This window comes from Candidatus Palauibacter sp. (genome assembly GCF_965197445.1).
Taxonomy (GTDB): Bacteria; Gemmatimonadota; Gemmatimonadetes; order Palauibacterales; family Palauibacteraceae; genus Palauibacter.
Genome location: NZ_CBDANE010000003.1, coordinates 371,014 through 390,474, shown reverse-complemented (window position 1 = coordinate 390,474; position 19,461 = coordinate 371,014). Strand labels below are relative to the sequence as shown.

General features: G+C 68.6%; 20 protein-coding genes. 18 read left to right on the top strand and 2 right to left on the bottom strand.

Features of this window, described 5'->3' with window-relative positions; genetic code table 11:
* Positions 1-82: 82 nt before the first annotated feature.
* Together ACN9M6_RS02425 and ACN9M6_RS02420 are read right to left on the bottom strand one after the other, a co-directional pair.
* Positions 83-2,065, bottom strand: coding sequence for a BatA domain-containing protein (locus ACN9M6_RS02425; RefSeq protein WP_419161320.1), 1,983 nt, complete (start codon positions 2,063-2,065; stop codon positions 83-85).
* Positions 2,062-3,006: a DUF58 domain-containing protein gene (locus tag ACN9M6_RS02420; protein ID WP_419161319.1), complete on the bottom strand. Its 945-nt coding sequence runs from the start codon at positions 3,004-3,006 to the stop codon at positions 2,062-2,064. Before ACN9M6_RS02420 ends, ACN9M6_RS02425 begins: the two co-directional genes overlap by 4 nt.
* An 88-nt stretch (positions 3,007-3,094) precedes the next feature.
* Here ACN9M6_RS02420 and ACN9M6_RS02415 point away from each other — a divergent pair, with 88 nt between their 5' ends.
* The 18 genes from ACN9M6_RS02415 to ACN9M6_RS02330 all read left to right on the top strand — a co-directional run bounded on the left by ACN9M6_RS02415 (position 3,095) and on the right by ACN9M6_RS02330 (position 19,427).
* Positions 3,095-4,564 carry a M28 family peptidase gene (locus ACN9M6_RS02415; RefSeq protein WP_419161318.1) on the top strand — a complete coding sequence of 490 codons (1,470 nt, stop codon included), beginning with the start codon at positions 3,095-3,097 and terminating at the stop codon, positions 4,562-4,564.
* Between the two features lie 55 nt (positions 4,565-4,619).
* Positions 4,620-5,126, top strand: a complete 507-nt coding sequence (locus tag ACN9M6_RS02410) for a YtxH domain-containing protein (RefSeq protein ID WP_419161317.1) — start codon at positions 4,620-4,622, stop codon at positions 5,124-5,126.
* 3 nt (positions 5,127-5,129) lie between these two features.
* Positions 5,130-5,603, top strand: a complete 474-nt coding sequence (smpB, locus tag ACN9M6_RS02405) for an SsrA-binding protein SmpB (protein ID WP_419161316.1) — start codon at positions 5,130-5,132, stop codon at positions 5,601-5,603.
* Positions 5,593-6,783, top strand: a complete 1,191-nt coding sequence (locus ACN9M6_RS02400) for an N-acetylmuramoyl-L-alanine amidase family protein (protein ID WP_419161315.1) — start codon at positions 5,593-5,595, stop codon at positions 6,781-6,783. The genes smpB and ACN9M6_RS02400 overlap by 11 nt, the downstream gene beginning before the upstream one ends.
* The gene (locus ACN9M6_RS02395) at positions 6,777-7,601 is read left to right on the top strand and encodes a hypothetical protein (RefSeq protein WP_419161314.1); all 825 of its coding nucleotides are present in this window, start codon (positions 6,777-6,779) and stop codon (positions 7,599-7,601) included. The genes ACN9M6_RS02400 and ACN9M6_RS02395 overlap by 7 nt, the downstream gene beginning before the upstream one ends.
* On the top strand, positions 7,598-8,563 hold the full coding sequence (locus tag ACN9M6_RS02390; protein ID WP_419161313.1) for a dihydroorotate dehydrogenase: 966 nt from the start codon (positions 7,598-7,600) through the stop codon (positions 8,561-8,563). The genes ACN9M6_RS02395 and ACN9M6_RS02390 overlap by 4 nt, the downstream gene beginning before the upstream one ends.
* A gap of 18 nt (positions 8,564-8,581) precedes the next feature.
* On the top strand, positions 8,582-10,063 hold the full coding sequence (locus tag ACN9M6_RS02385) for a RapZ C-terminal domain-containing protein (RefSeq protein ID WP_419161312.1): 1,482 nt from the start codon (positions 8,582-8,584) through the stop codon (positions 10,061-10,063).
* Between the two features lie 20 nt (positions 10,064-10,083).
* Positions 10,084-10,875: a nucleotidyltransferase family protein gene (locus tag ACN9M6_RS02380; protein WP_419161311.1), complete on the top strand. Its 792-nt coding sequence runs from the start codon at positions 10,084-10,086 to the stop codon at positions 10,873-10,875.
* Positions 10,872-11,924, top strand: a complete 1,053-nt coding sequence (locus ACN9M6_RS02375; protein WP_419161310.1) for an NAD(P)H-quinone oxidoreductase — start codon at positions 10,872-10,874, stop codon at positions 11,922-11,924. Before ACN9M6_RS02380 ends, ACN9M6_RS02375 begins: the two co-directional genes overlap by 4 nt.
* A 15-nt stretch (positions 11,925-11,939) precedes the next feature.
* Positions 11,940-12,185 (top strand): type II toxin-antitoxin system Phd/YefM family antitoxin, encoded by a 246-nt coding sequence (locus ACN9M6_RS02370; RefSeq protein WP_419161309.1) that lies wholly within the window; start codon positions 11,940-11,942, stop codon positions 12,183-12,185.
* Positions 12,182-12,568, top strand: coding sequence for a type II toxin-antitoxin system VapC family toxin (locus ACN9M6_RS02365; RefSeq protein ID WP_419161308.1), 387 nt, complete (start codon positions 12,182-12,184; stop codon positions 12,566-12,568). Before ACN9M6_RS02370 ends, ACN9M6_RS02365 begins: the two co-directional genes overlap by 4 nt.
* A 101-nt stretch (positions 12,569-12,669) precedes the next feature.
* Positions 12,670-13,371, top strand: coding sequence for a DUF72 domain-containing protein (locus ACN9M6_RS02360; RefSeq protein ID WP_419161307.1), 702 nt, complete (start codon positions 12,670-12,672; stop codon positions 13,369-13,371).
* Positions 13,368-14,162, top strand: a complete 795-nt coding sequence (locus ACN9M6_RS02355) for a rhomboid family intramembrane serine protease (protein ID WP_419161306.1) — start codon at positions 13,368-13,370, stop codon at positions 14,160-14,162. The genes ACN9M6_RS02360 and ACN9M6_RS02355 overlap by 4 nt, the downstream gene beginning before the upstream one ends.
* 169 nt (positions 14,163-14,331) lie before the next feature.
* Positions 14,332-14,556, top strand: coding sequence for a hypothetical protein (locus ACN9M6_RS02350; protein ID WP_419161305.1), 225 nt, complete (start codon positions 14,332-14,334; stop codon positions 14,554-14,556).
* Between the two features lie 4 nt (positions 14,557-14,560).
* A complete protein-coding gene (gene leuB, locus ACN9M6_RS02345) occupies positions 14,561-15,655 on the top strand; it encodes a 3-isopropylmalate dehydrogenase (protein WP_419161304.1) in 1,095 nt (364 codons plus the stop codon).
* Positions 15,649-17,331, top strand: a complete 1,683-nt coding sequence (gene ilvD / locus ACN9M6_RS02340) for a dihydroxy-acid dehydratase (RefSeq protein ID WP_419161303.1) — start codon at positions 15,649-15,651, stop codon at positions 17,329-17,331. The genes leuB and ilvD overlap by 7 nt, the downstream gene beginning before the upstream one ends.
* Positions 17,324-19,096 (top strand): biosynthetic-type acetolactate synthase large subunit, encoded by a 1,773-nt coding sequence (ilvB, locus tag ACN9M6_RS02335; protein ID WP_419161302.1) that lies wholly within the window; start codon positions 17,324-17,326, stop codon positions 19,094-19,096. Before ilvD ends, ilvB begins: the two co-directional genes overlap by 8 nt.
* 58 nt (positions 19,097-19,154) lie before the next feature.
* Positions 19,155-19,427, top strand: a complete 273-nt coding sequence (locus tag ACN9M6_RS02330) for a hypothetical protein (protein ID WP_419161301.1) — start codon at positions 19,155-19,157, stop codon at positions 19,425-19,427.
* The last annotated feature ends 34 nt before the right edge of the window (positions 19,428-19,461 follow it).

Sequence of the window (19,461 nt, the reverse complement as noted above, 5' to 3'; positions counted from 1 at the left end):
AGTACAGGCGCACGAGACCCACGCCGCGAGAGCGCCTCCGGGATTCCGGCGGCTCGCGCGAGCTGGACGAACGACGCTCGAATCAGCTCGAAACGCCCGATGTAACCTCGCTCCCTTCGCCATCCGCACTCGGGCGGCGCGACCGGCCCGGAGTCGCCAGGAAGAGCTCGATCCCGACCAGCGCGAGCGCGAGCGCGATGAGCCACGGTGCGATATCCCAACCTCTCCGCGCGCGGAAGATACCCTCTTCCCAGGCCGTCGCCTCCGGGCCCGCAGTGAATACCGGGCGGCCGGCGAACAGTGCCTCCAGGTCATCCTGCGCGATGGGCGTCGGGTCGGCCTCCGTCGCCGGCACGTTCGCCGCGAAGTGAGCTTCCGCGGTCGCCCCGTCTCCCGCTGTGCCGCGAACGGTGTACACGCCCGCGAGGAGCGGCGTGAACGGCGCGCCGCCCTCGACGTTCCGCGCCGATCCGTCCGGCGACTCGACCTCGCTCGCCCACTCGGGGAGCGTCAGTGCCTCCCCGGCGCCGAAATCGGCGAACGGCCATGTGGCGAGGTGCGACCAGTGTACGAGGAGGGCCTCCAGGAACGGGATCATGGCCGGATGCGCCGGCAGATCGCTCGCCTCGGCGTTCAGAGCTGAAGCGAGGATCAGCGCCAGCCGCCCGCCCGATTCCGTGCGGACAAGCCAGGGCTCGCCGTCCTCGGTCCGGAGCAGTGTCGTGTCGGCCTCGGAGCCGCCCCCGAGGGGGCTCAACGCGTAGCGCTGCCGGACACGGACGCCCGAAAGCGAGAAGGCCGCCTCCGGTTCCTCGAGGCCGAGGTCGCCCGATCCCGGATCGACGCGCGCCTGCCAGCCGATGCCGAGCGTGGCCAGCCCCTGATTGAACGCCGCGAGGTCGACGGGGTCCGCCGGCGGGACGAACACGATGGTTGATGCCCCCTGCCACGGGGCGCCGAGCGTCGCGTCGCCGTCCACGACCGCCACGGCACCGTTCGACGCCGAACCCAGGCGGCCGGCCGCGCGGAGAGTCTCGATTCCGACCCCGGTGAAGCTCGCCGCGGCGCCGTGGAAACGGACCGCCGGCGGCGGTACCACCCGGATCGCGAAGTAGCGAAGGTCGTCGGCGCGCGCCCCGGCCGGATCCGCCTCCAGCCGTCCCTCGTGGAGTCCGACCTCGAGTTCGGGGAGCCCGAGGACCGCGCTCGTGCCCCACGGCGTCCGGGCGGCCCCGGCGAGCCGGCCGTCGAGTTCGAGCCGGATGTCGGCGTCGCCTCCGTCGAGCGTGTCCGTCGGCGCCCCGGCTCCGGCCCGCGCGCTGCGTACGATCACGCCATGCCCGAGGCCCGAGGGCGCCGTCGTGCCGCCGGTCAGTTCGATGCTGATCAGTGCGCCGTTCGGCTCGCCCGGTGGCCGCGGCGTGTAGGCCACGAGCGGGGCGGCATCGCCGCCCGCCGGCGGAATGGCCGTCAGGGCCGAAGCCTGCAGATCCGACAGCAATTGCACTTCGCGCCGCCGATCGCCGTCGGCGGGGAGCGCCCCGGCGGCTTGCGTGACGACGGCGGCCAGGTCTGCCGCGCCGTCGGTCTGCCGCAGCTGTCCGAGCGCTGCCGCCGCCCGGGCTGCGCTGACGCCGGCCGCGAGCGGCTCACCGACGGCGGGGAAGAGCCAGATTCGGTCCTCGGGCCGCGCGGCGGCGAGCGCCGCCCGGGCGTGTTCGACGAGCGATTCGAACAGGAGACGGTCTCCGTCCAGCCGTCCGACGCTCGCGGAGTTGTCCACGATCAGCGCGATGTCGGTCGGCTCGTGGTCGCGGGCGCCCCCACGCCCCAGCAGCGGCCCGGCCGCCGCAAGCGCGAGTGCGATCAGGAGCCCGATGCGCACGGCGAGCAGCAGTAGATCCGACGCGACGAGCGATCTCGAGCGCGCGTCTTCCGCGCGGCTCAGGTACCGGAGCGCCGGGAACGACACACGCCGGTCGGTCTGGCGGCGGCGAAGGTGGAGAATGAGAGGTACGATCGCGCTCAACCCGAGGGCGATCGCCCACACGTAGAGAAAACTCACGAGCTCCGGGACCGTCTGCGGAGGAACTGTCTGAGCGCGAGGCCGAGCGGTGTGTCCGTCGTGAGCAGCGCGTAATCGGCACGCCAGCGCAGCGCCTCCTTGCGCCAGCCGTCGATGGCCGCCTGGACGGCCTCCCTGTACTGCCTGCGCAACGCCGCCGAGTTTGCGCCCAGCTCCTCGCCGGTCTCGGGATCGAAGAAGATCGCCTCGCCCTCCGCCGGCAGCTCCAGCTCGCCGGGATCCATGACATGGAACAGGATCACCTCGTGCCCGCGATGTCGGAGATAGCGGAGCGCCATCCGAGTCGTGTCCGGATCGACCAGAAGATCTGAAATGAGGACGACGAGACCCCGCCGCTGAAGCCGGCCCGTCAACTCCTTGAGCGCGGATCCGGCGTCGGTCTTTCCGTTGGCGGAAAGATGTGTGAGTTCGGCCAGCAGCCTTCGCCAGTGGCGGCGCGTCGTGCGGGGCGCCACGTGCGCCCGCAGCACCTCGTCGAAGGCCATGAGCCCCGTCGCGTCCCCCTGCTGGACCAGGAGCAGCGAGAGCGAGGCCGCGAGCAGCTGCGCGTAGGCGAGCTTGGTGGGAAAGCGCTCCGGGTCCGAGACCCAGCCCATCGACCCGCTCACGTCGACGAGGAGGTAGGCCCGCAGGTTCGTCTCCTCCTCGTACTGCTTGATGAACATGCGGTCAGTCCTGGCATAGGCCTTCCAGTCCAGGTATCTGAGGTCGTCCCCGCGATTATAGGGTCGGTCCTCGGCGAATTCAGCCGAGAAGCCGCGCTTCGGCGAATCGTGCAGTCCGATCAGAAACCCCTCGACGATGTGGCGCGCCACGAGTTCGAGGTGCGACAGGCCCGCGATCTCGCGAGGGCTCGCGAGATCGAGACGCTGGCGGGAGGCTTCAAGGGCGGACGTGATGGTTGCGGTGCCTTCGGTCATCGCAGAAGACTAGCAGCCCGTGGCGGAGCCCCGCCACACGCCGCCGAAGCCCCTCAGCACGTCTTTCGGAAAAAGGATTCGAATGGCAATGAAGCCGATCCGCATGTCACTCGCCGTGATTGCCGCCGCCCTGGCGGTCAACGGAGCGCCCGGGAGCCTGGCGGCACAGGCCGAGGCTGCCGCGGCGGGGGCCGAGACGATCACCGCGGCCGACCTGCGATTCCGCATCGGTGCTCTCGCGCACGACTCGATGCGCGGCCGGGCGACACCGAGCCCGGAACTGGACAAGGCGGCCCGCCACATCGCCCGCCGGTTCGAGGAGTTCGGGCTCCAGCCCGCCGACGGCGATTCGTATCTGCAGGCATACCCGTTGACGGCATCCCGGGCCGGCGCGCCCGGACGTCAGTTGGTGGAGATCGATGGGCCCGGTGGCGGCGCGCTTGCCGAGTCGGACTACATCGCCGTCGCGGGGGGCAGAGGTCAGGCCGCCGGACCACTGGCGATCGCCTCACTCACCGCCGCGGACCCGCCGACCGGCGCCATCGCCCTCATGCGCGTGACCCCGGAGGACACCAGGCGCGCGCTCGAATCGATCCGTGGAGTCCTGGAAAGCGGCGCGATCGCCGTCCTGCTCGCGATCGACGCGTCCGACGACTATTTCGAGGCGATCCGCCGCTTCTACGAAGGGGAGCGGCTCTCCGTCGGCGTACCCGAGGAGTTGGGCGCCCCGATCGCCTTCGTCCGGGCCATCGCACTTCCGGAGACGCTTCAGGCCGCGCTTTCAGCCGGCGGGAGCACGAACGCCTACGAGGCGACTGTGCGCACCCACTCCGAGTTCCGCGAGGAACGGGCGTTCAACACCATCGGCTGGATCGAGGGCTCCGATCCCGACCTCCGTGACGAGTTCGTCGTCCTCACCGCCCACATGGACCACGTCGGCGTCGGCCGACCCATCAACGGTGACTCCATCTACAACGGGGCCGACGACGACGCGTCGGGCACGGCAGCGATCGTAGAACTGGCCGAAGCGTTCGCGTCGCTCGAAACGCCGCCCCGCCGATCGATCGTATTCATGACCGTGAGCGGGGAGGAACGGGGGCTCCTGGGTTCCGCCTGGTACGCGGAGAACCCGCTGTTTCCCATTGGCGCGACCGTGGCCAACCTCAACATCGATATGATCGGGCGGAACTGGCGTGATACCGTCGTCGCCATCGGCCGCGACGAGTCGACCCTTGGAACGGCGCTCGAGGAGACGCTGCGGGAACACCCGGAGCTGGGTCTCGAGATGATCGACGATCCGTGGCCGGAGGAGAATTTCTACATCCGCTCGGACCACTACAATTTTGCGAGGAAGGGCGTGCCCATCCTCTTCTTCTTCACAGGCACGCATGAGGACTATCACGGCCCCAACGACGAAGCCGACCGCATCCTGTACGAGAAGACGGCGCGCATCACACGCCTCATCTTTCACCTGGGACGTCGGATCGCGGACGCCGAAGGCCGGCCCGAGTGGGATCCGGCCGCGTACAGGCGGGTCGTAGAGGGCGGTCGTGGGTAGCAGCCAGGGGGCCGCCGGCAGCCACGGGCAGCCAGGGCAGCCAGGAGAGTGTGACATGACAGACCAGGATCAACAGCCAACCGTCATCGTCGAACGTGGCGGGGGCGGCGTCGTCGCGTTTCTGTGCGGCGCGCTGGTGGGCGCCGGCGTCGCGCTGCTCTTCGCTCCCAAGTCCGGCGAGGAGACGCAGGCCGATCTCCGCGAGGGGGCGCGACGGTTCAGGGAAGGGGCGGGAGAGAAGTTGACCGATCTTCGCGACAACGTTGAAGACCGGTACGGGCGCACGCGCGAGGAGATGGGCGAGCGCATGGGAGCCATCCGGAAGAATGTGCGCGACCGGCAGCAGAAGGCCGAGGAGGCGCTCAAGGCGGGGAAGGACGCGGCACGACAGGCCCGCTCCGATCTGGAGGCGCGCGTCGCCGAGTCAAAGGCGGCGTACAGGGCGGCGCTCGCCGAGGGTGCCGCTGCGGACGGTGAGGGAGCGGGAGAGGAAGAACCCGGGGATGCGACCGGTGCCGACGCCGAGGCCGGTGAGAAAGGCGACGGGGCGGCGCCCGAGTGAACCGTGGAGAAGCGCGAGGGTGTCCGGGTCATCGCCCGCAACAGGAAGGCCCGCCACGAGTACGAGGTGCTCGAGCAGTTCGAAGCGGGCATCGTACTGCGGGGGGCGGAGGTGAAGTCGCTGCGCGACGGCAAGGCCAGTTTCACGGACTCGTTCGGGCGGATCGACGGCGGGGAGGCGTGGCTCCACAATCTCCATATCTCTCCCTATGAGAAGGCGACGATCGATGCGCCCGACCCGGTGCGGCCGAGGAAACTCCTGCTCCGCAGACGGGAGATCGATCGCCTGCGCTCGAAGACACGGGAGAGCGGACTGACGCTGGTGCCGCTGGATATCCACTTCCGGCGGGGCTTCGCGAAGGTCACGCTGGGGCTGGCACGCGGGAAGAAGCACCGGGATCGGCGTGAGGACCTGAAGAGGAAGACGATGCAGCGGGAGGTCGAGAGGGCGAAGCGGGAGGCCGTGCGTGACGGGTGAGCGCGGAGACACTCTCCGGCGCGGATTCGCAATTGCGGCACTCGCACAGGCGCTGGTTGTGGGGAGCGCGGCGGCCGTTGTGGCGCAGGCGGGCCAGGAGACGCTCGAAGCCAGGGTGGCGGGCCGTAGCCTGAGCCTGCCGATCGCGCGGCACCGTGCCTACGCGGTGGTCGACGCGGCGGAACTGGCCACCGTCTGGGAGGACGTGAGGAGGAGCGGCGTCTTCCTCCAGGCCCGATTCCTCGACGAAGAGCTGGCATTCGAGGCCGGATCCCCCTTCTTCCGGCGCGGGGAGCGGACGTTCCAGCTTCCGAACCCCCCCTACGAAGAGAGCGGCGCCTTCTGGCTTCCGGCCGAGTTCATCACCCGGTGGCTGTCCGATCGCGCGCCGAAGGTGGCCGTGGCGCCCCGGCCTGCGCCCTCGCCTCCGGTCGACGAACCGCTGCCGGCGCGCGTCGATCCGTCGGTTCCCTGGCGCGTGATCATCGACCCGGGGCACGGGGGACGCGACCCCGGCACGCTCGGGAAGCTCAGTTACGAGAAGGACATCGTGCTCGCGATCGGAAGACGTCTGCACGAGGAACTCCAGGGCCGGGACATGCTCGAGGTCCACCTGACGAGAGACAACGACGTCTACGTGGAGCATGACCTGAGGTCGCAGTTCGCGGTGGATCGAGCCGGGGACCTGTTTGTTTCGATCCACGCCAACGCCGCGGCGGATGAGCGCGCGCGCGGGTTCGAGACCATCTTTCTGGGCCCGGCCCGCACGGAGGAAGCGCGCGACGTGGCGCTGCGCGAGAACCGCGGCCCCGGGGCGGACGACGCCGCGAGTTCGCCCGCGGACATCCAGTTCATTCTCACGGGTCAGGACCGGACCGAGAATATGGACGAGTCGCGCCTCTTCGCCGGGTTCGTCCAAAACTCCATCCGCGCGGCGATGCACGGCCGGTCGCCCGACCGCGGCGTGATACAGGGGCCGTGGTGGGTGCTGCTCGGCGCGCTGGCCCGCATGCCGTCCGTCATTGTCGAGGTGGGGTTCCTCTCCAACGACGGCGAGGAGGAGTATCTGAACGGAGCCGAGGGGCAGGGGGTGATCGCGCGGGCGATCGCGGACGCGATCGTGGCGTATCGCGAAGACGTGCTGCGTCGCTACGCGCCCGCGCCGGAGGAGCATTGCTGAGCGCCGCCGGCGAGGTGCTGGCGCGGCGCGCGACGCCGGTGCGCCGGCGGGCGACCCTGCTCTCCACGCGCGTTGTGGCCCGCGATACCTGGTGGCAGGAGTTCGCCTGCCCGGACATCGCCGCCGCCGCGCTGCCCGGTCAGTTCGTCATGCTGGGCTTCGGGCTCGACGCGCCGGGGTCCTGGCTGCTGCCCCGTCCGTTCAGCGTCGGGTGGACGGGTCCCGGCGGCGAGGTCGGCATCCTTCTGCGCACGTACGGAGGCGGCACCCGGGCGCTTTCGCGGCTGGAAGTCGGGCAGAAAGCGCTCCTTCTCGGCCCGCTGGGCCGCCCGTTCGAGACGGGAGGCGACGCCCCCGAAAGCCCCATCGAGTGCATCGCCGGAGGCGTGGGCCTGGCGCCGTTCATCTTTCTCGCCGCGCGTGAGGCGGCGGAGGGACGGCGGGTGCGGCTCGTGTATGGCGAGCGGGACGCCGAGGCGGTGTTCGACCCGGGTCTCATTGGGCGCCTCACGGACCACGAGCCGGAGTTGTTCACGGAAGACGGGAGCGCGGGCCGGCGCGGCCTGGTCACGGCCGGCCTCGACCCGGCCTCGCCCGCGTGGCTCCTCGGCTGCGGCCCCACGCCGCTGCTGCGCTCCCTGGCCGCGTTCGCGCGCGAGCACGGGCGACACCTGCAGGTGTCCGTCGAGGAGCACATGGGGTGCGGCATAGGAACCTGCCAGGGGTGCGTCGTGCGAGGTGCGGACGGACGCTGGGTGAAGGCCTGCATCGAGGGCTCCGTCTTTCCCGCCGAAGAACTCGACTGGGGGGCGATGTGAGCGCGGCCCGGTCGGTCCCCGGCCTCGTCCAGCGCGTGTTCGGCGCGGAGTTCCGCAGCCCGGTGCTGCTGGCGTCCGGCACCTGCGGATACGGCCGGGAGTACGCCGACCTCATCCCTCTCGACGAACTCGGCGGCATCGTCACGAAGGCGGTCAGCCTCGAGCCGCGGCCGGGCAACCGGCCCCACCGCGTCGCCGAGACACCCGGCGGCATGATCAACGCGATCGGCCTCGAGAACCCGGGACTGGCCGGGTTCATCGCCGAGAAGCTCCCGTGGCTTCGCGAACACCTGGGGCGGGCGCACGTGTTCGTCAACGTGGTGGGCCGCTCGGCCGAGGACTTCGCGGCCGTCGTGACCGGCCTCGACGGGGAAGACGGCTTCCTCGGCTACGAGATCAACGTCTCCTGTCCCAACGTGAAGGGCGGGACGATGTTCGGGACGGACGAGACCGCGCTCGCCGACCTGGTGGGCCTCCTACGGTCCCGTACCGAGCGGCCGCTGGTGATCAAGCTCACGCCGAACGTGCCCGACGTGGGCGACTTCGCCCGTATCTGCGAGGACGCGGGCGCCGACGGCCTGAGCGCGATCAACACCTTCCCCGGCATGGTCGTCGACATCGCTCGCCGGGAGCCCTTGATCGGGAACCGGTCCGGCGGCGTGAGCGGGCCCGCCATCCTGCCGATGGGGGTCTACGCGACGTGGCGGGCCCGCCAGTCCTGCGAGCTGCCGATCATGGGCATCGGGGGCATTCGCAACGCCGACGACGCGCTCCAGTACATCCTCGCGGGCGCCTGTCTCGTCCAGGTCGGGACCGCCTCGTTCGTCGATCCCGACGCGGCGGTGTCGGTCCACGAGGGCCTGTCGCGTTACCTCGCGTCGCAGCGGATTCCGCGACTCGAGGATCTCGTCGGCTCGCTGCGCGCCTGGCCCGAGGCCGGGCCCGCGATGCCGGCCGGGTAGGCGGGAAGGGGGGAGGCGGTGACTCCGGGCACAACGCTCGTCGATCTTGCTTCGGCGCTCTTCGTCGACTGGCACGGTGAACTGCCGGATGACGTGCGCCCGGTCGCCCCGGACGGGTCGGCCCGCAGCTACTGGCGCCTGACGGCCCGCGATGGCACGTCCGCCGTGGGCGCCCACGGGCCCGACTCGAATGAGAACCGGGCGTTTCTCTCCTTTTCCCGCACGCTGCACGAACTCGGCCTGCCGGTGCCGGAGGTGTACGGAGCCCACGAGAAGGCCGGCGTCTGGCTCCTCGAGGACCTCGGCGACACGACACTCTTCGACACGATCAAGGAGGCGCGCGGTCCCGGTTCGGACGCCTTTCCGGAGGCTGTACTCCCTCTCTATCGGCGGGTGCTGGAGATCCTGCCCCGGTTTCAGATCGAGGGGGGAGAGCGGATCGATTTCCGTCGCGCCTATCCCAGGGCGGGGTTCGACCGCCAGTCCATCCTCTGGGATCTCAACTACTTCAAGTACCACTTCCTGAAGCTGGCCCACATCCCGTTCAATGAAGCCCGCCTGGAGCGGGACTTCTCGCGGCTCGCGCGCCATCTGCTCGCGTACGGGCGGTCCGGATTCCTGTACCGCGATCTTCAGTCACGGAACGTGATGGTGCGGCCCGGACCGGACGGCCCCGAACCCTGGTTCATCGACTACCAGGGCGGACGACGCGGGGCGCTCCAGTACGACGTCGCGTCGCTTCTCTACGACGCCAAGGCGAATCTCGCCCAGCGGCACCGGGAGGCGTTGCTGGACCACTACATCGACGGCCTCGAGGCGCGCGGGATCTCGCAGCGGGACGAGTTTCTCGAACTGTGGCCCGGCTACGTCCTCGTGCGCGTCCTGCAGGCGCTGGGGGCTTACGGCTACAGGGGTTTCTTCGAGCGAAAGCCGGGTTTTCTGCAGAGCGTCCCGTACGCGGCCGAGAACCTCCGCGGACTGCTCGACGGCGGTCTCCCGCTCGATGTCCCCGAGCTCGAAGGGGCGTTGGGGGCGATCGCCGACCGCTGGGGCCGCGCCGAAGGTGCGGCGGACGTCGACGGGGGGCTCGAAATCACGCTCTCGAGCTTCCGCTTCTCGGGCGGCTATCCGGCGGATACCTCGGGGCACGGCGGGGGACATGTGTTCGACTGCCGCGGGCTCCCCAACCCGGGACGGGAGGAGGCGTACCGCCAGCTCACGGGTCTCGATGAGGAGACGATCGCGTTCATCGCGGCGCGACCCGAGGCGCAGTTGTTCTGGGAGCAGGTGCGCGGGATCGTGGACGAGCACATCGCCAACTATGTGGAGCGTGGGTTCCACAGTCTGAGCGTCCACTTCGGGTGTACGGGCGGCCAGCACCGTTCGGTCTACATGGCCGAGCGTCTGAGCCAGCACATCCTCATGAGCCATCCCGACGTGCGCGTGACGCTGACGCACCGGGAGTCGGCGGACTGGCCGCGCCGCCCCGCGCGGGTCTGACCGGAAGGCCGGGAGCGTCGATGGAAGCGATGATCTTCGCGGCGGGGAAGGGCCGCCGCCTGCGGCCGCTCACGGATACGACGCCCAAGGCGCTGATCGACTTCGGCGGAGTGCCGCTGGTGGAGCGGGTCGCCGGAAACCTGGTCGCGGCCGGCGCGCACCGCGTGATCGTCAACGCCCACCACCTGGCTCACCAGGTCGCGGAATGGGCGGCGGCGTCGCCCCTGGGCGTACCAGTGGTGGTGTCGCGCGAGGACGAGGTCTCGCCGGCTCCCCTCGACACCAGCGGCGGGCTCTTCCACGCGGGGCCGCTGTTCGAGGCGGAGGCGCCGTTTCTGCTCCACAACTGCGACGTGGCGACGGCTGTCGATCTGGCCGCGCTATACCACGCGCACGTCGAGGGCGAGGCGCGGGACGGACGGCTGGCGACGCTGGTGGTGGCGGAGCGGGCGACGACGCGTCCTCTGCTGCTGGACGGCGACGGTGTGGTGGGCCGCGCGAACCACACGGAGGGGTGGGAGGTCATCGCCCGCCCGCCCTCGCCCGGCGGCGAGACCCGGGAATACGGCTTCTGCGGCATCCACGTACTCTCCGAGCGTGTCTTCGAGCGCTCCGCGGAGGGCGGCACTTTCTCGATCATGGATTCCTACATGGACTGGATCGGTGACGGCGAGCGGGTAGGGGTGTTCGACGCGACGGGCACGCCGTGGTACGACATCGGGACCCCCGAGCGGCTGGCCGCGGCCCGGCGCGCCTTCGCGGCCGGTTCCGCGACCGGGGCAACCCCCTCGGGCGGGAGCGCCGGCGCATGAGGGCGATCCGGATCCGCGAGCCCGGGGGCCCCGATGTACTCGAACTGGTCGAGCGCGACGACCCGGTGGCCGGGGCGGGCGCGGTGGTCGTGCGCGTCCGATGCGCGGGCATCAACCGGGCCGATCTGCTCCAGCGCCTCGGACGCTACCCCGCGCCGCGAGACGTCCCCGCGGATATCCCGGGGCTCGAGTTCGCGGGCGAGATCGAAACCGTAGGGGCCGGCGTCTCGGGGTGGTCGGCGGGCGACCGCGTGATGGGCATCCTGGGCGGGGGCGGGTACGCCGAGCGCACGGCGGTCCCGGCCGGGCAGCTGCTTGCCGTCCCGCCGGGCCTCGGTTGGCTCGAAGCCGGCGCCATCCCGGAGGTGTTCCTCACAGCGGCCGATGCCCTCGTCGAGCGCGGCGGCTTGCGACCGGGCGAGCGAGTGGTCGTGCACACGGCGGGGGGCGGCGTCGGGACGGCGGCGCTCCAGCTCGCGCGGGCGATCGGCGCCGCCTCGATCATCGGCACGGCGTCGGGGGGCAAGATCGAGAAGATCCGTGAAGCGGGCTTGCCGCTCGATCTCGGCGTCGACCGCCACGCGGGCTCGTTCGCCGACGAGGTGGCGCGTCACACCCGCGGGGCGGGAGCGGATGTCATCGTCGACACCGTCGGCGCCCCGTACTGGGAGGCGAACATGGCCAGCCTGGCCACGCTGGGCCGCCTCGTCATCGTCGGCGTCCTCGGCGGCATGCGGGTGCAGGCGGACCTCCGCCAGCTCATGGGCAAGCGCGCCACGGTGGTGGGCACCGTCCTCCGTGCTCGTTCGAAGGCGGAGAAGGCGCAGCTGACGGAGATGTTCGCGACGCGCTTTCTCCCCGGGTTCACGGCCCCCGACGAGGACTCCTCCCGGCTCCGCCCCGTCATCGACCGCGCGTTCCCCCTCACGGAGGCCGCGGAAGCGCACCGCTACGTCGAGTCCAACCGATCCTTCGGCAAGGTCCTCCTCGATATCGACGCAGGATTCAGTGGACGCGGATGCGCGACTGGACTAGGTTCACAAGACTAAGTCCAGGAGGCAGTGATGCGCACCGTCAACATGCACGAGGCCAAGACGCACCTTTCCCGTCTCGTCCGGGCGGCCGTCGATGGCGAGCCGTTCGTGATCGCGCGCGCCGGAAAGCCGTTGGTCAGGGTCGTTTCGATCGATACGCCCGAGCCAGGCGAAGCCCGCCGCACCGGGTTCATGGCCGGAGAAATCTCCGTGCCCGCCGACTTTGATCGCATGGGGTCCCGGGAGATTGAAGCGATGTTCGAAGGTGATGCGTGACGGTGCTGCTCGATACTCACGTCCTGCTCTGGGCCGCGGGTACTCCAGACCGGCTGCCTTCCGCCGCGCGGGCAACGATCGAAGATCCCGGGACAGCTTTGCTCTACAGCGCCGCTTCTCTGTGGGAAATCGCAATCAAGAGCGGACAGGGGCGGGCCGATTTCAGCGTTGATCCGCGCATCCTTCGCCACAGGCTGCTGGCGCACGGGTACACCGAGTTGTCGGTAACGGGGGCCCACGCGGCGGCTGTGGATCTGTTACCGCCGATCCACAAGGATCCGTTCGACCGTCTACTGGTCGCACAGGCACAACTCGAAGGGTTGGCCCTGTGGACGGCGGACGAAATCCTGGGGCGCTATCCGGGACCGATCCGAGTCCTCTGAACCGGCCACCACCCCGCCTGCGCGTTGGCCCCGCCGGGCTGACGCCGTATGATCCCTCCCCGCCCGCCACCCTCCGCAGGAACGGGACTACAGGAACACGGATGCAGGTCTGGATCGGTACCAGCGGCTACAGCTACCCCGCGTGGAAGGGGAGCTTCTACCCGGAGGATCTCCCCAACAAGGAGATGTTGTCCTTCTATGGCCGCCGGCTCCGATCCGTGGAGATCAACAACACCTTCTACCGCATGCCGCGCGAGAACGTGCTGGAGGCGTGGGCCGAAGCGGTGCCGGACGGGTTCCGGTTCTCGCTCAAGGCCTCGCGTCGCATCACCCACTTCAAGCGGCTGCAGAACGCGGAGGAGGAGACGGAGTATCTCGTACAGACGGCGGCCGCGCTGGCGGACCGCGCCGGCGTGATCCTGTACCAGCTTCCGCCCAACTTCAAACGAGATGATGAACGGCTCGCACGGTTCGTGGGCCAGCTTCCGAATCCCGGGACGTCGGCGTTCGAGTTCCGGCACGCCTCGTGGTTCGACGACGGGGTGTTCGACATCCTGCGGGCCAGGAACTGTGCCCTCTGCCTCGCGGAGACGGACGACGGGGATGACGCGCCGCTCGTCGAGACGGCGGACTGGACCTACCTGCGGCTGCGACGGAGCGCGTACTCGGACGAGGAGCTGGAGTCCTGGGCCACCCGGCTGCGCGCCTCGGACTGGACGCGCGCATACGCCTTCTTCAAGCACGAGGATGCGGGCGTGGGCCCCGCGCTGGCCGGAAAGTTCACGGAGATGATGGACTCATGACCCGCGTCGTCGGCCAGCTGCTGCTGGCCAACCTTCTCATGTTCGTCGTGACACGCGGCAACCTCACCTTGTTCTCGCAGCTGTCGCTGGTTCCGGCCCAGGTGCTGGTCAAGCCGTGGACCCTCATCACCTACCAGTTTCTGCATGACCCCGGCGGGTTCTCCCACATCTTCTTCAACATGCTCGCGCTCTTCTTCTTCGGACCGAAGCTCGAGATGCGCCTGGGGTCGGGGACGTTCCTGAAGCTGTACCTCACCGCGGGGCTCGTGGGCGCCATCGTCCACATCCTCTGGACCTTCCTCATGATGTCGCAGGGAGGCCTCTACGTGCCGATGGTCGGGGCGTCGGCGGCCGTGTACGGCGTGCTCTTTGCCTACGCCCGGTTCTGGCCGCGCGACCGCGTGCTGATCTGGTTCGTCATCCCGGTCCAGATCCGTTTCCTCGTCATCTTCTTCACGCTCATCTCGCTGTGGTCGGGACTCGGCGGCGTCGGCGGCGGCGTGGCGCACTTCGCCCACCTGGGCGGCTTCCTCGGCGGCTGGCTCTACCTTCGGGTCCGGGCCGCCCGCTCCCCGGCGGCGCAGTTCCGGAAGCAGTCAGAGAGTCCCGGCGCGAGCCTGGGGGAGCGCGAGCTGACCGTGAAGTGGCGTCAGATCGAGCCGGCCTCGCTCCACCCGGTGAACCGAGATGAGTACGAGCGGATCTCCACAAAGGTCAAAGGGCTCGGATGGTCCGCCCTCACCGAGCGGGAACGAACTTTCATCGAAAGGTTCGGCGGCGGCTTCGGCTAACGGGGTCTGTGTCCCCGCGGGCACGTTTCGTGCCGTCTCGGGTAGCGGGTAGGACCGGAAATCGGACAAGCGGGCTAACCGGCAGCGCGCGCGCAGCTTGCGCAGCACACCGCCCGGCTTATGTTCCGACACTTTTTATCATCCTTCCAGGCGTTCCCGGGAGTAACCCATGCCTCGCGTCGCGATCTTCGACACCACACTCAGAGATGGGGACGTCGGTGAAGTTTTTATCCGCGCGGACTTCGGCGGCACCGAGGTCCTGGGCCGCGCCGCCAGCACCGATCTCAACATCGCCGCGGCCCGATCGTATCTGGATGCGATGAACAAGGCGGCATTGCTACCCTCGCACATGGCGCGGGGGGGAGCCGCCGCGGCCATCCAGGGCGCCCGCTAGACAGATGGACGGGCGCATTCTGGTTCTGCCCGGCGATGGTGTCGGCCCCGAGGTCCTGCGCGAAGCGCGCCGGGTCCTCGCAGCCATCGAAGAGCTGTACGGACATCGGTTCGACATCATCGAGGGCTCGATGGGCGCGGAAGCGATCGAGCGTTTCGGCACGCCGCTTCCCGAAGAAACGCGCAAGCTGGCAGTCAGTGTCGACGCCGTGCTCCTCGGAGCCGTCGGGTTCGCCGTGCAGCCTGCAAACGGGCCGACGGTCGACCCCGCGAAGGGGCTTCTGGAGTTGCGGGAACTGTTGGGGAACTACGCCAACCTCCGGCCGATTGCGGTGCCCGATACGGTCGTCGGTACATCTCCCTTCCGTGCCGATCACGTTCGTGGCGTAGATCTCGTCATAGTTCGCGAGGCGCTGGGGGGCATCTACTACGGACGCCCGCGCGGGATCGAAAACGGTGTCGCGTACGATACCGAGATCTACAGCGAGGCCGAGATCCGGCGAATCGCCGAATCGGCCTTCGAACTTGCCCGCACGCGACGCAGGAAGGTGACGTCGATCGACAAGGCGAATGTGCTGGCGTCGTCCGTCCTCTGGCGCCGCATTACCGGCGAAGTGGCCGGCCAATACGCGGACATAGAGTTCGCAAGCATGTTCGTCGACAACTGTGCGATGCAGCTGATTTCCAATCCACGTCAGTTCGATGTCCTTCTGACGAACAATATGTTCGGCGACATTCTCAGCGACGAAGCGGCCGTGCTCTGTGGTAGCCTCGGCATGCTGCCCTCGGCGAGCGTGGGCGGCGATGTCGGTCTCTACGAGCCGGTTCATGGGACCGCCCCCGATATCGCGGGCAAGGGAATAGCGAACCCGGTCGGCGCGATCCTCTCCGTGGCCATGATGCTTGATCTGACCTTCGAGCTGCCGGAGGAGGCGAACGCGATCGGTGACGCGGTGGCCAGGGTGCTGCGGGACGGCTACGCAACGGCCGATCTATGGGCTGCCGGCGGTCGGGCCCCGGTGTCGACTGCGGAAATGGGGACCTTGGTCGTCGGCGCTCTCGGCACCCCGAAACGAGCGAAGAGAGAGCAGAGATGCTGAATCGAGTCAGCAGGGAACTGACGCAACGACAGGACCGGCCGGCGGCCCGCGCGATGCTGTTTGCCGCGGGGCTGTCCGAAGCTGATCTCGAGCGTCCCCAGGTCGGCATCGTCAGTTCGGGTTACGAAGGCAACCCCTGCAACATGCACCTGAACGACCTGGCCGCCGTGGTCAAGGAAGGGGTCGGGTCAGAGGAGCTGGTCGGCTTCATTTCGAACACCATCGGTGTGAGCGACGGAATCTCGATGGGAACGCCCGGCATGCGCTATTCGCTCCCTTCGCGTGACCTGATCGCGGATTCGATCGAGACCATCGCCTCCGCGCAGCACTACGACGGTCTCGTCACGATCATGGGCTGCGACAAGAACATGCCCGGCGCCATGATCGCCATGAGCCGACTCGACCGGCCCTCCCTGATGATCTACGGCGGCACCATCGCGCCCGGACATCACAACGGGGACCGGCTGGATGTGGTCTCTTCCTTCGAGGCGCTCGGACAGCACCTGGCGGGGACCATCACTTCCGAGGAATTCGGCCGCATCGTCCGCCTGAGTTGCCCGGGGGCCGGCGCCTGTGGCGGGATGTTCACGGCCAACACGATGGCTTCGGTCATCGAAGTCATGGGAATGAGTCTGCCCTACAGTTCGTCGAACCCGGCGACAAGTGAAGCGAAGATCGCCGAATGTCGGAAGGCCGGCGCGGCGATTCGCCTCCTGCTCGAGCGGAACCTTCGTCCTTCGGACATCCTGACGCGCGAGGCTCTCGAGAACGCCATCACCCTCGCCATCGTAATCGGAGGGTCGACCAACGTCGTTCTTCATCTGCTCGCCATAGCCCGGACGCTCGAGCTGGACCTGACTGTCGACGATTTTCAGCGGATCAGTGACCGGACCCCGCTACTCGCGGACTTCAGGCCCAGCGGGCCCTACGTCATGCAAGATCTGTACGCCATCGGCGGGATGCCGGGCGTCATCAGGATGCTGCTGGCGGAAGGCCTGCTTCACGGCGACTGCATGACCCTGACGGGGAAGACGCTGGCCGAGAACGCTGCCGAGGTCCCGTCGCTGGCCGACGATCAGGACGTGATCCATGGCACGGCCGATCCCATCAAGGCCTCCGGACACCTGCGGATTCTGTATGGCAACGTCGCCGAAGGCGGAGCGGTGGCGAAGATCACGGGCAAGGAAGGCGAGGTCTTCGAGGGGCCGGCGAAGGTGTTCGACAGCGAAGCCGAGGCAAATTGCGCGATCGGCGAGGGGCGGATCCGGAAGGGTGACGTGATCGTCATCCGCTATGAGGGACCGCGAGGCGGCCCCGGCATGCCCGAGATGTTGACGCCGACTTCGATGATCATGGGGAGAGGCCTGGGGGGTGACGTCGCCCTGATCACGGACGGCCGCTTTTCCGGCGGCACCCATGGATTCGTCGTCGGGCATATCACACCTGAAGCGCAGGAGGGCGGGTTGATCGCCCTCATCGCCGATGGCGACCGCGTCCGGATCGACGCGATCGAGAATACGATCGACGTCGACATCCCGTCAGCGGAAATCGAAGCCCGCCGGGACGCATGGACGGCGCCCCCCCTGCGGGCGTCTTCCGGTGCTCTGTTCAGGTATGCCAGCACCGTATCCCCGGCCTCGGAAGGCTGCACTACAGATCGGACGTGCAATGGTTGAGCGCGAAACAGCCGTAATCAGAGCGGGTGGGGACGTCGGACTGCCGGACGCCGAGGGAGACCCGGTCCGGCAAGCCCGAACGATCTCGGGGGCCGAAGCTCTGGTGCTTTCGCTTGTACGGGGCGGCGTGCGTGTCGCCTTCGGGTATCCCGGCGGCGCGATCATGCCCGTGTACGATGCGCTGCTCGGCTTCGACGACAGGATCCGCCACGTGCTGGTCCGCCACGAGCAGGGCGCCGTCCACGCGGCGGAGGGGTACGCCCGCGCGTCGGGGGAAACTGGCGTGTGCATCGCCACGTCCGGGCCGGGGGCGACCAACCTGGTCACGGGAATCGCCGACGCGAAGCTGGACAGTACGCCCGTGGTGTGCGTCACCGGACAGGTTACGTCGGCCGCGCTGGGCTCGGACGCATTTCAGGAAACCGACGTGATGTCCGTCACCGCGCCCCTGACAAAATGGAACTATCAGATCACGGATCCCGACGAGATCCCGGCGGTCGTCTCGAAGGCGCTGTACATCGCCCGCAGCGGTCGCCCGGGCCCCGTCCTGATCGATATCACGAAGGACGCCCAGTTCAGGAGCCTCGAGTACCCTTCCGTCGCACCGGTGCCCGAGGTGCGCGGGTATCAGCCCCGTCCGACGTTGAACGAAGATAGCGTCGAGGCCGCGTGCCGCCTCATTGACGAGGCGCGCAAGCCGCTCGTCCTCGTGGGCCAGGGCGTCCTGCTGGCCCGGGCGCAGAACGAACTCAGGGACTTCGTGGAGAGAGCGGGACTACCATTTGCCTGCACTCTGCTGGGACTGGGCGCCATACCCACCCGGCACCCTCTGTACGTCGGCCTGTTGGGCATGCACGGGAACTACGGACCCAATCTCAAGACGAACGAGTGCGATGTGCTCGTCGCCGTCGGTATGAGGTTCGACGACCGCGTGACCGGGGACCTCACGAAGTACGCACGCCAGGCGAGGGTCGTGCACGTGGATATCGATGCCTCCGAGATCGGCAAGAACGTGCCCGCCGACGTGGGGATCCTCGCAGACGCAAGAGAGGCTCTGGCTGCCCTCGCGAGGGGCGTAGCGAGCTGCTCACACGACGCCTGGCTTGCCGAGTTCGGCCAGTGCCTCGCGATCGAGCGCGAGCGCGTGATCGACGGAGATCTCCGCCCGGGTTCGCCCGGAATCCGGATGGCCGAAGTAATTCACCGGCTCTCCGAGCGCACCGAAGGCCGGGCGATTCTCGTCGCGGATGTGGGCCAGCACCAGATGGCCGCGGCGAGGTACTACGGGTTCGACGAGAGTGGCGGATTCATCACGTCGGGCGGCCTCGGTACGATGGGGTTCGCCCTGCCGGCCGCGATGGGGGCCGTGGTCGCGAGGCCGGATCATCCGATTATTGCGGTCATCGGCGACGGCGGCTTCCAGATGACGCTTCAGGAACTGGGGGCCATCAAGCAGGAAGGGATACCTGTCAAAGCGATCGTCCTGAACAATGGATACCTGGGGATGGTCCGGCAGTGGCAGGAAATGTTCTTCGAGCGCCGCTATTCCGCCATCGAGTTGTCGAATCCCGACTTCGCGGAAATCGCGAGGGCCTTCGGGCTGGAGGGCAGGCAGGTCGTCGACAGGGCTGATCTCGATCTCTCGATCAACGAGATGCTGGCGTCGAAGTCGGCTTTTGTCCTGGAAGTCGTCGTCGAACGCGAGGAAAATGTCTTCCCGATGGTCCCGGCCGGCGCAAGCTGCTCGGAGATTCGCCTCGAATAGAGTGTGGCGGGTCGACGATCCGCGCACCGGCAGTCCCCCGTGCGGCAGAGGTGATCCCGTGATTACCCGATATAGAGTCTCAGCGCTGACGGAGCATGACATCGCTTCGCTGCTCCGCCTCGCGGCGTGTCTGGGCCGCCATCGGATCGAGATCGAGAGCTTCAGCCTGATCAACCCCCCGGGCAGCACAATCTACGAACATGAACTGATCGTCCGGGCGCAGGCTGAACGGGTACGTCGGGCGGTCAAGCAGATTGGAGCTTTCGTAGGGGTCGTAAGCATTACCTGTCGTGTAGTGGAGAGCGACGTGAGTCGTGAAGCGGGCGGCTGAGTCCGGCCGGCCGCGCGCAAGGTTGACCTGAGAG

Bases quoted from the DNA above. Each gene is read 5' to 3' on its own strand.
- ilvB (WP_419161302.1), top strand. From the start codon at position 17,324: ATGGTTGAGCGCGAAACAGCCGTAATCAGAGCGGGTGGGGACGTCGGA.
- ACN9M6_RS02350 (WP_419161305.1), top strand. From the start codon at position 14,332: ATGCCTCGCGTCGCGATCTTCGACACCACACTCAGAGATGGGGACGTC.
- ACN9M6_RS02380 (WP_419161311.1), top strand. From the start codon at position 10,084: ATGGAAGCGATGATCTTCGCGGCGGGGAAGGGCCGCCGCCTGCGGCCG.
- ilvD (WP_419161303.1), top strand. From the start codon at position 15,649: ATGCTGAATCGAGTCAGCAGGGAACTGACGCAACGACAGGACCGGCCG.
- ACN9M6_RS02370 (WP_419161309.1), top strand. From the start codon at position 11,940: ATGCGCACCGTCAACATGCACGAGGCCAAGACGCACCTTTCCCGTCTC.
- ACN9M6_RS02360 (WP_419161307.1), top strand. From the start codon at position 12,670: ATGCAGGTCTGGATCGGTACCAGCGGCTACAGCTACCCCGCGTGGAAG.
- ACN9M6_RS02410 (WP_419161317.1), top strand. From the start codon at position 4,620: ATGACAGACCAGGATCAACAGCCAACCGTCATCGTCGAACGTGGCGGG.
- leuB (WP_419161304.1), top strand. From the start codon at position 14,561: ATGGACGGGCGCATTCTGGTTCTGCCCGGCGATGGTGTCGGCCCCGAG.
- ACN9M6_RS02415 (WP_419161318.1), top strand. From the start codon at position 3,095: ATGAAGCCGATCCGCATGTCACTCGCCGTGATTGCCGCCGCCCTGGCG.
- ACN9M6_RS02375 (WP_419161310.1), top strand. From the start codon at position 10,872: ATGAGGGCGATCCGGATCCGCGAGCCCGGGGGCCCCGATGTACTCGAA.
- ACN9M6_RS02420 (WP_419161319.1), bottom strand. From the start codon at position 3,006: ATGACCGAAGGCACCGCAACCATCACGTCCGCCCTTGAAGCCTCCCGC.
- ACN9M6_RS02355 (WP_419161306.1), top strand. From the start codon at position 13,368: ATGACCCGCGTCGTCGGCCAGCTGCTGCTGGCCAACCTTCTCATGTTC.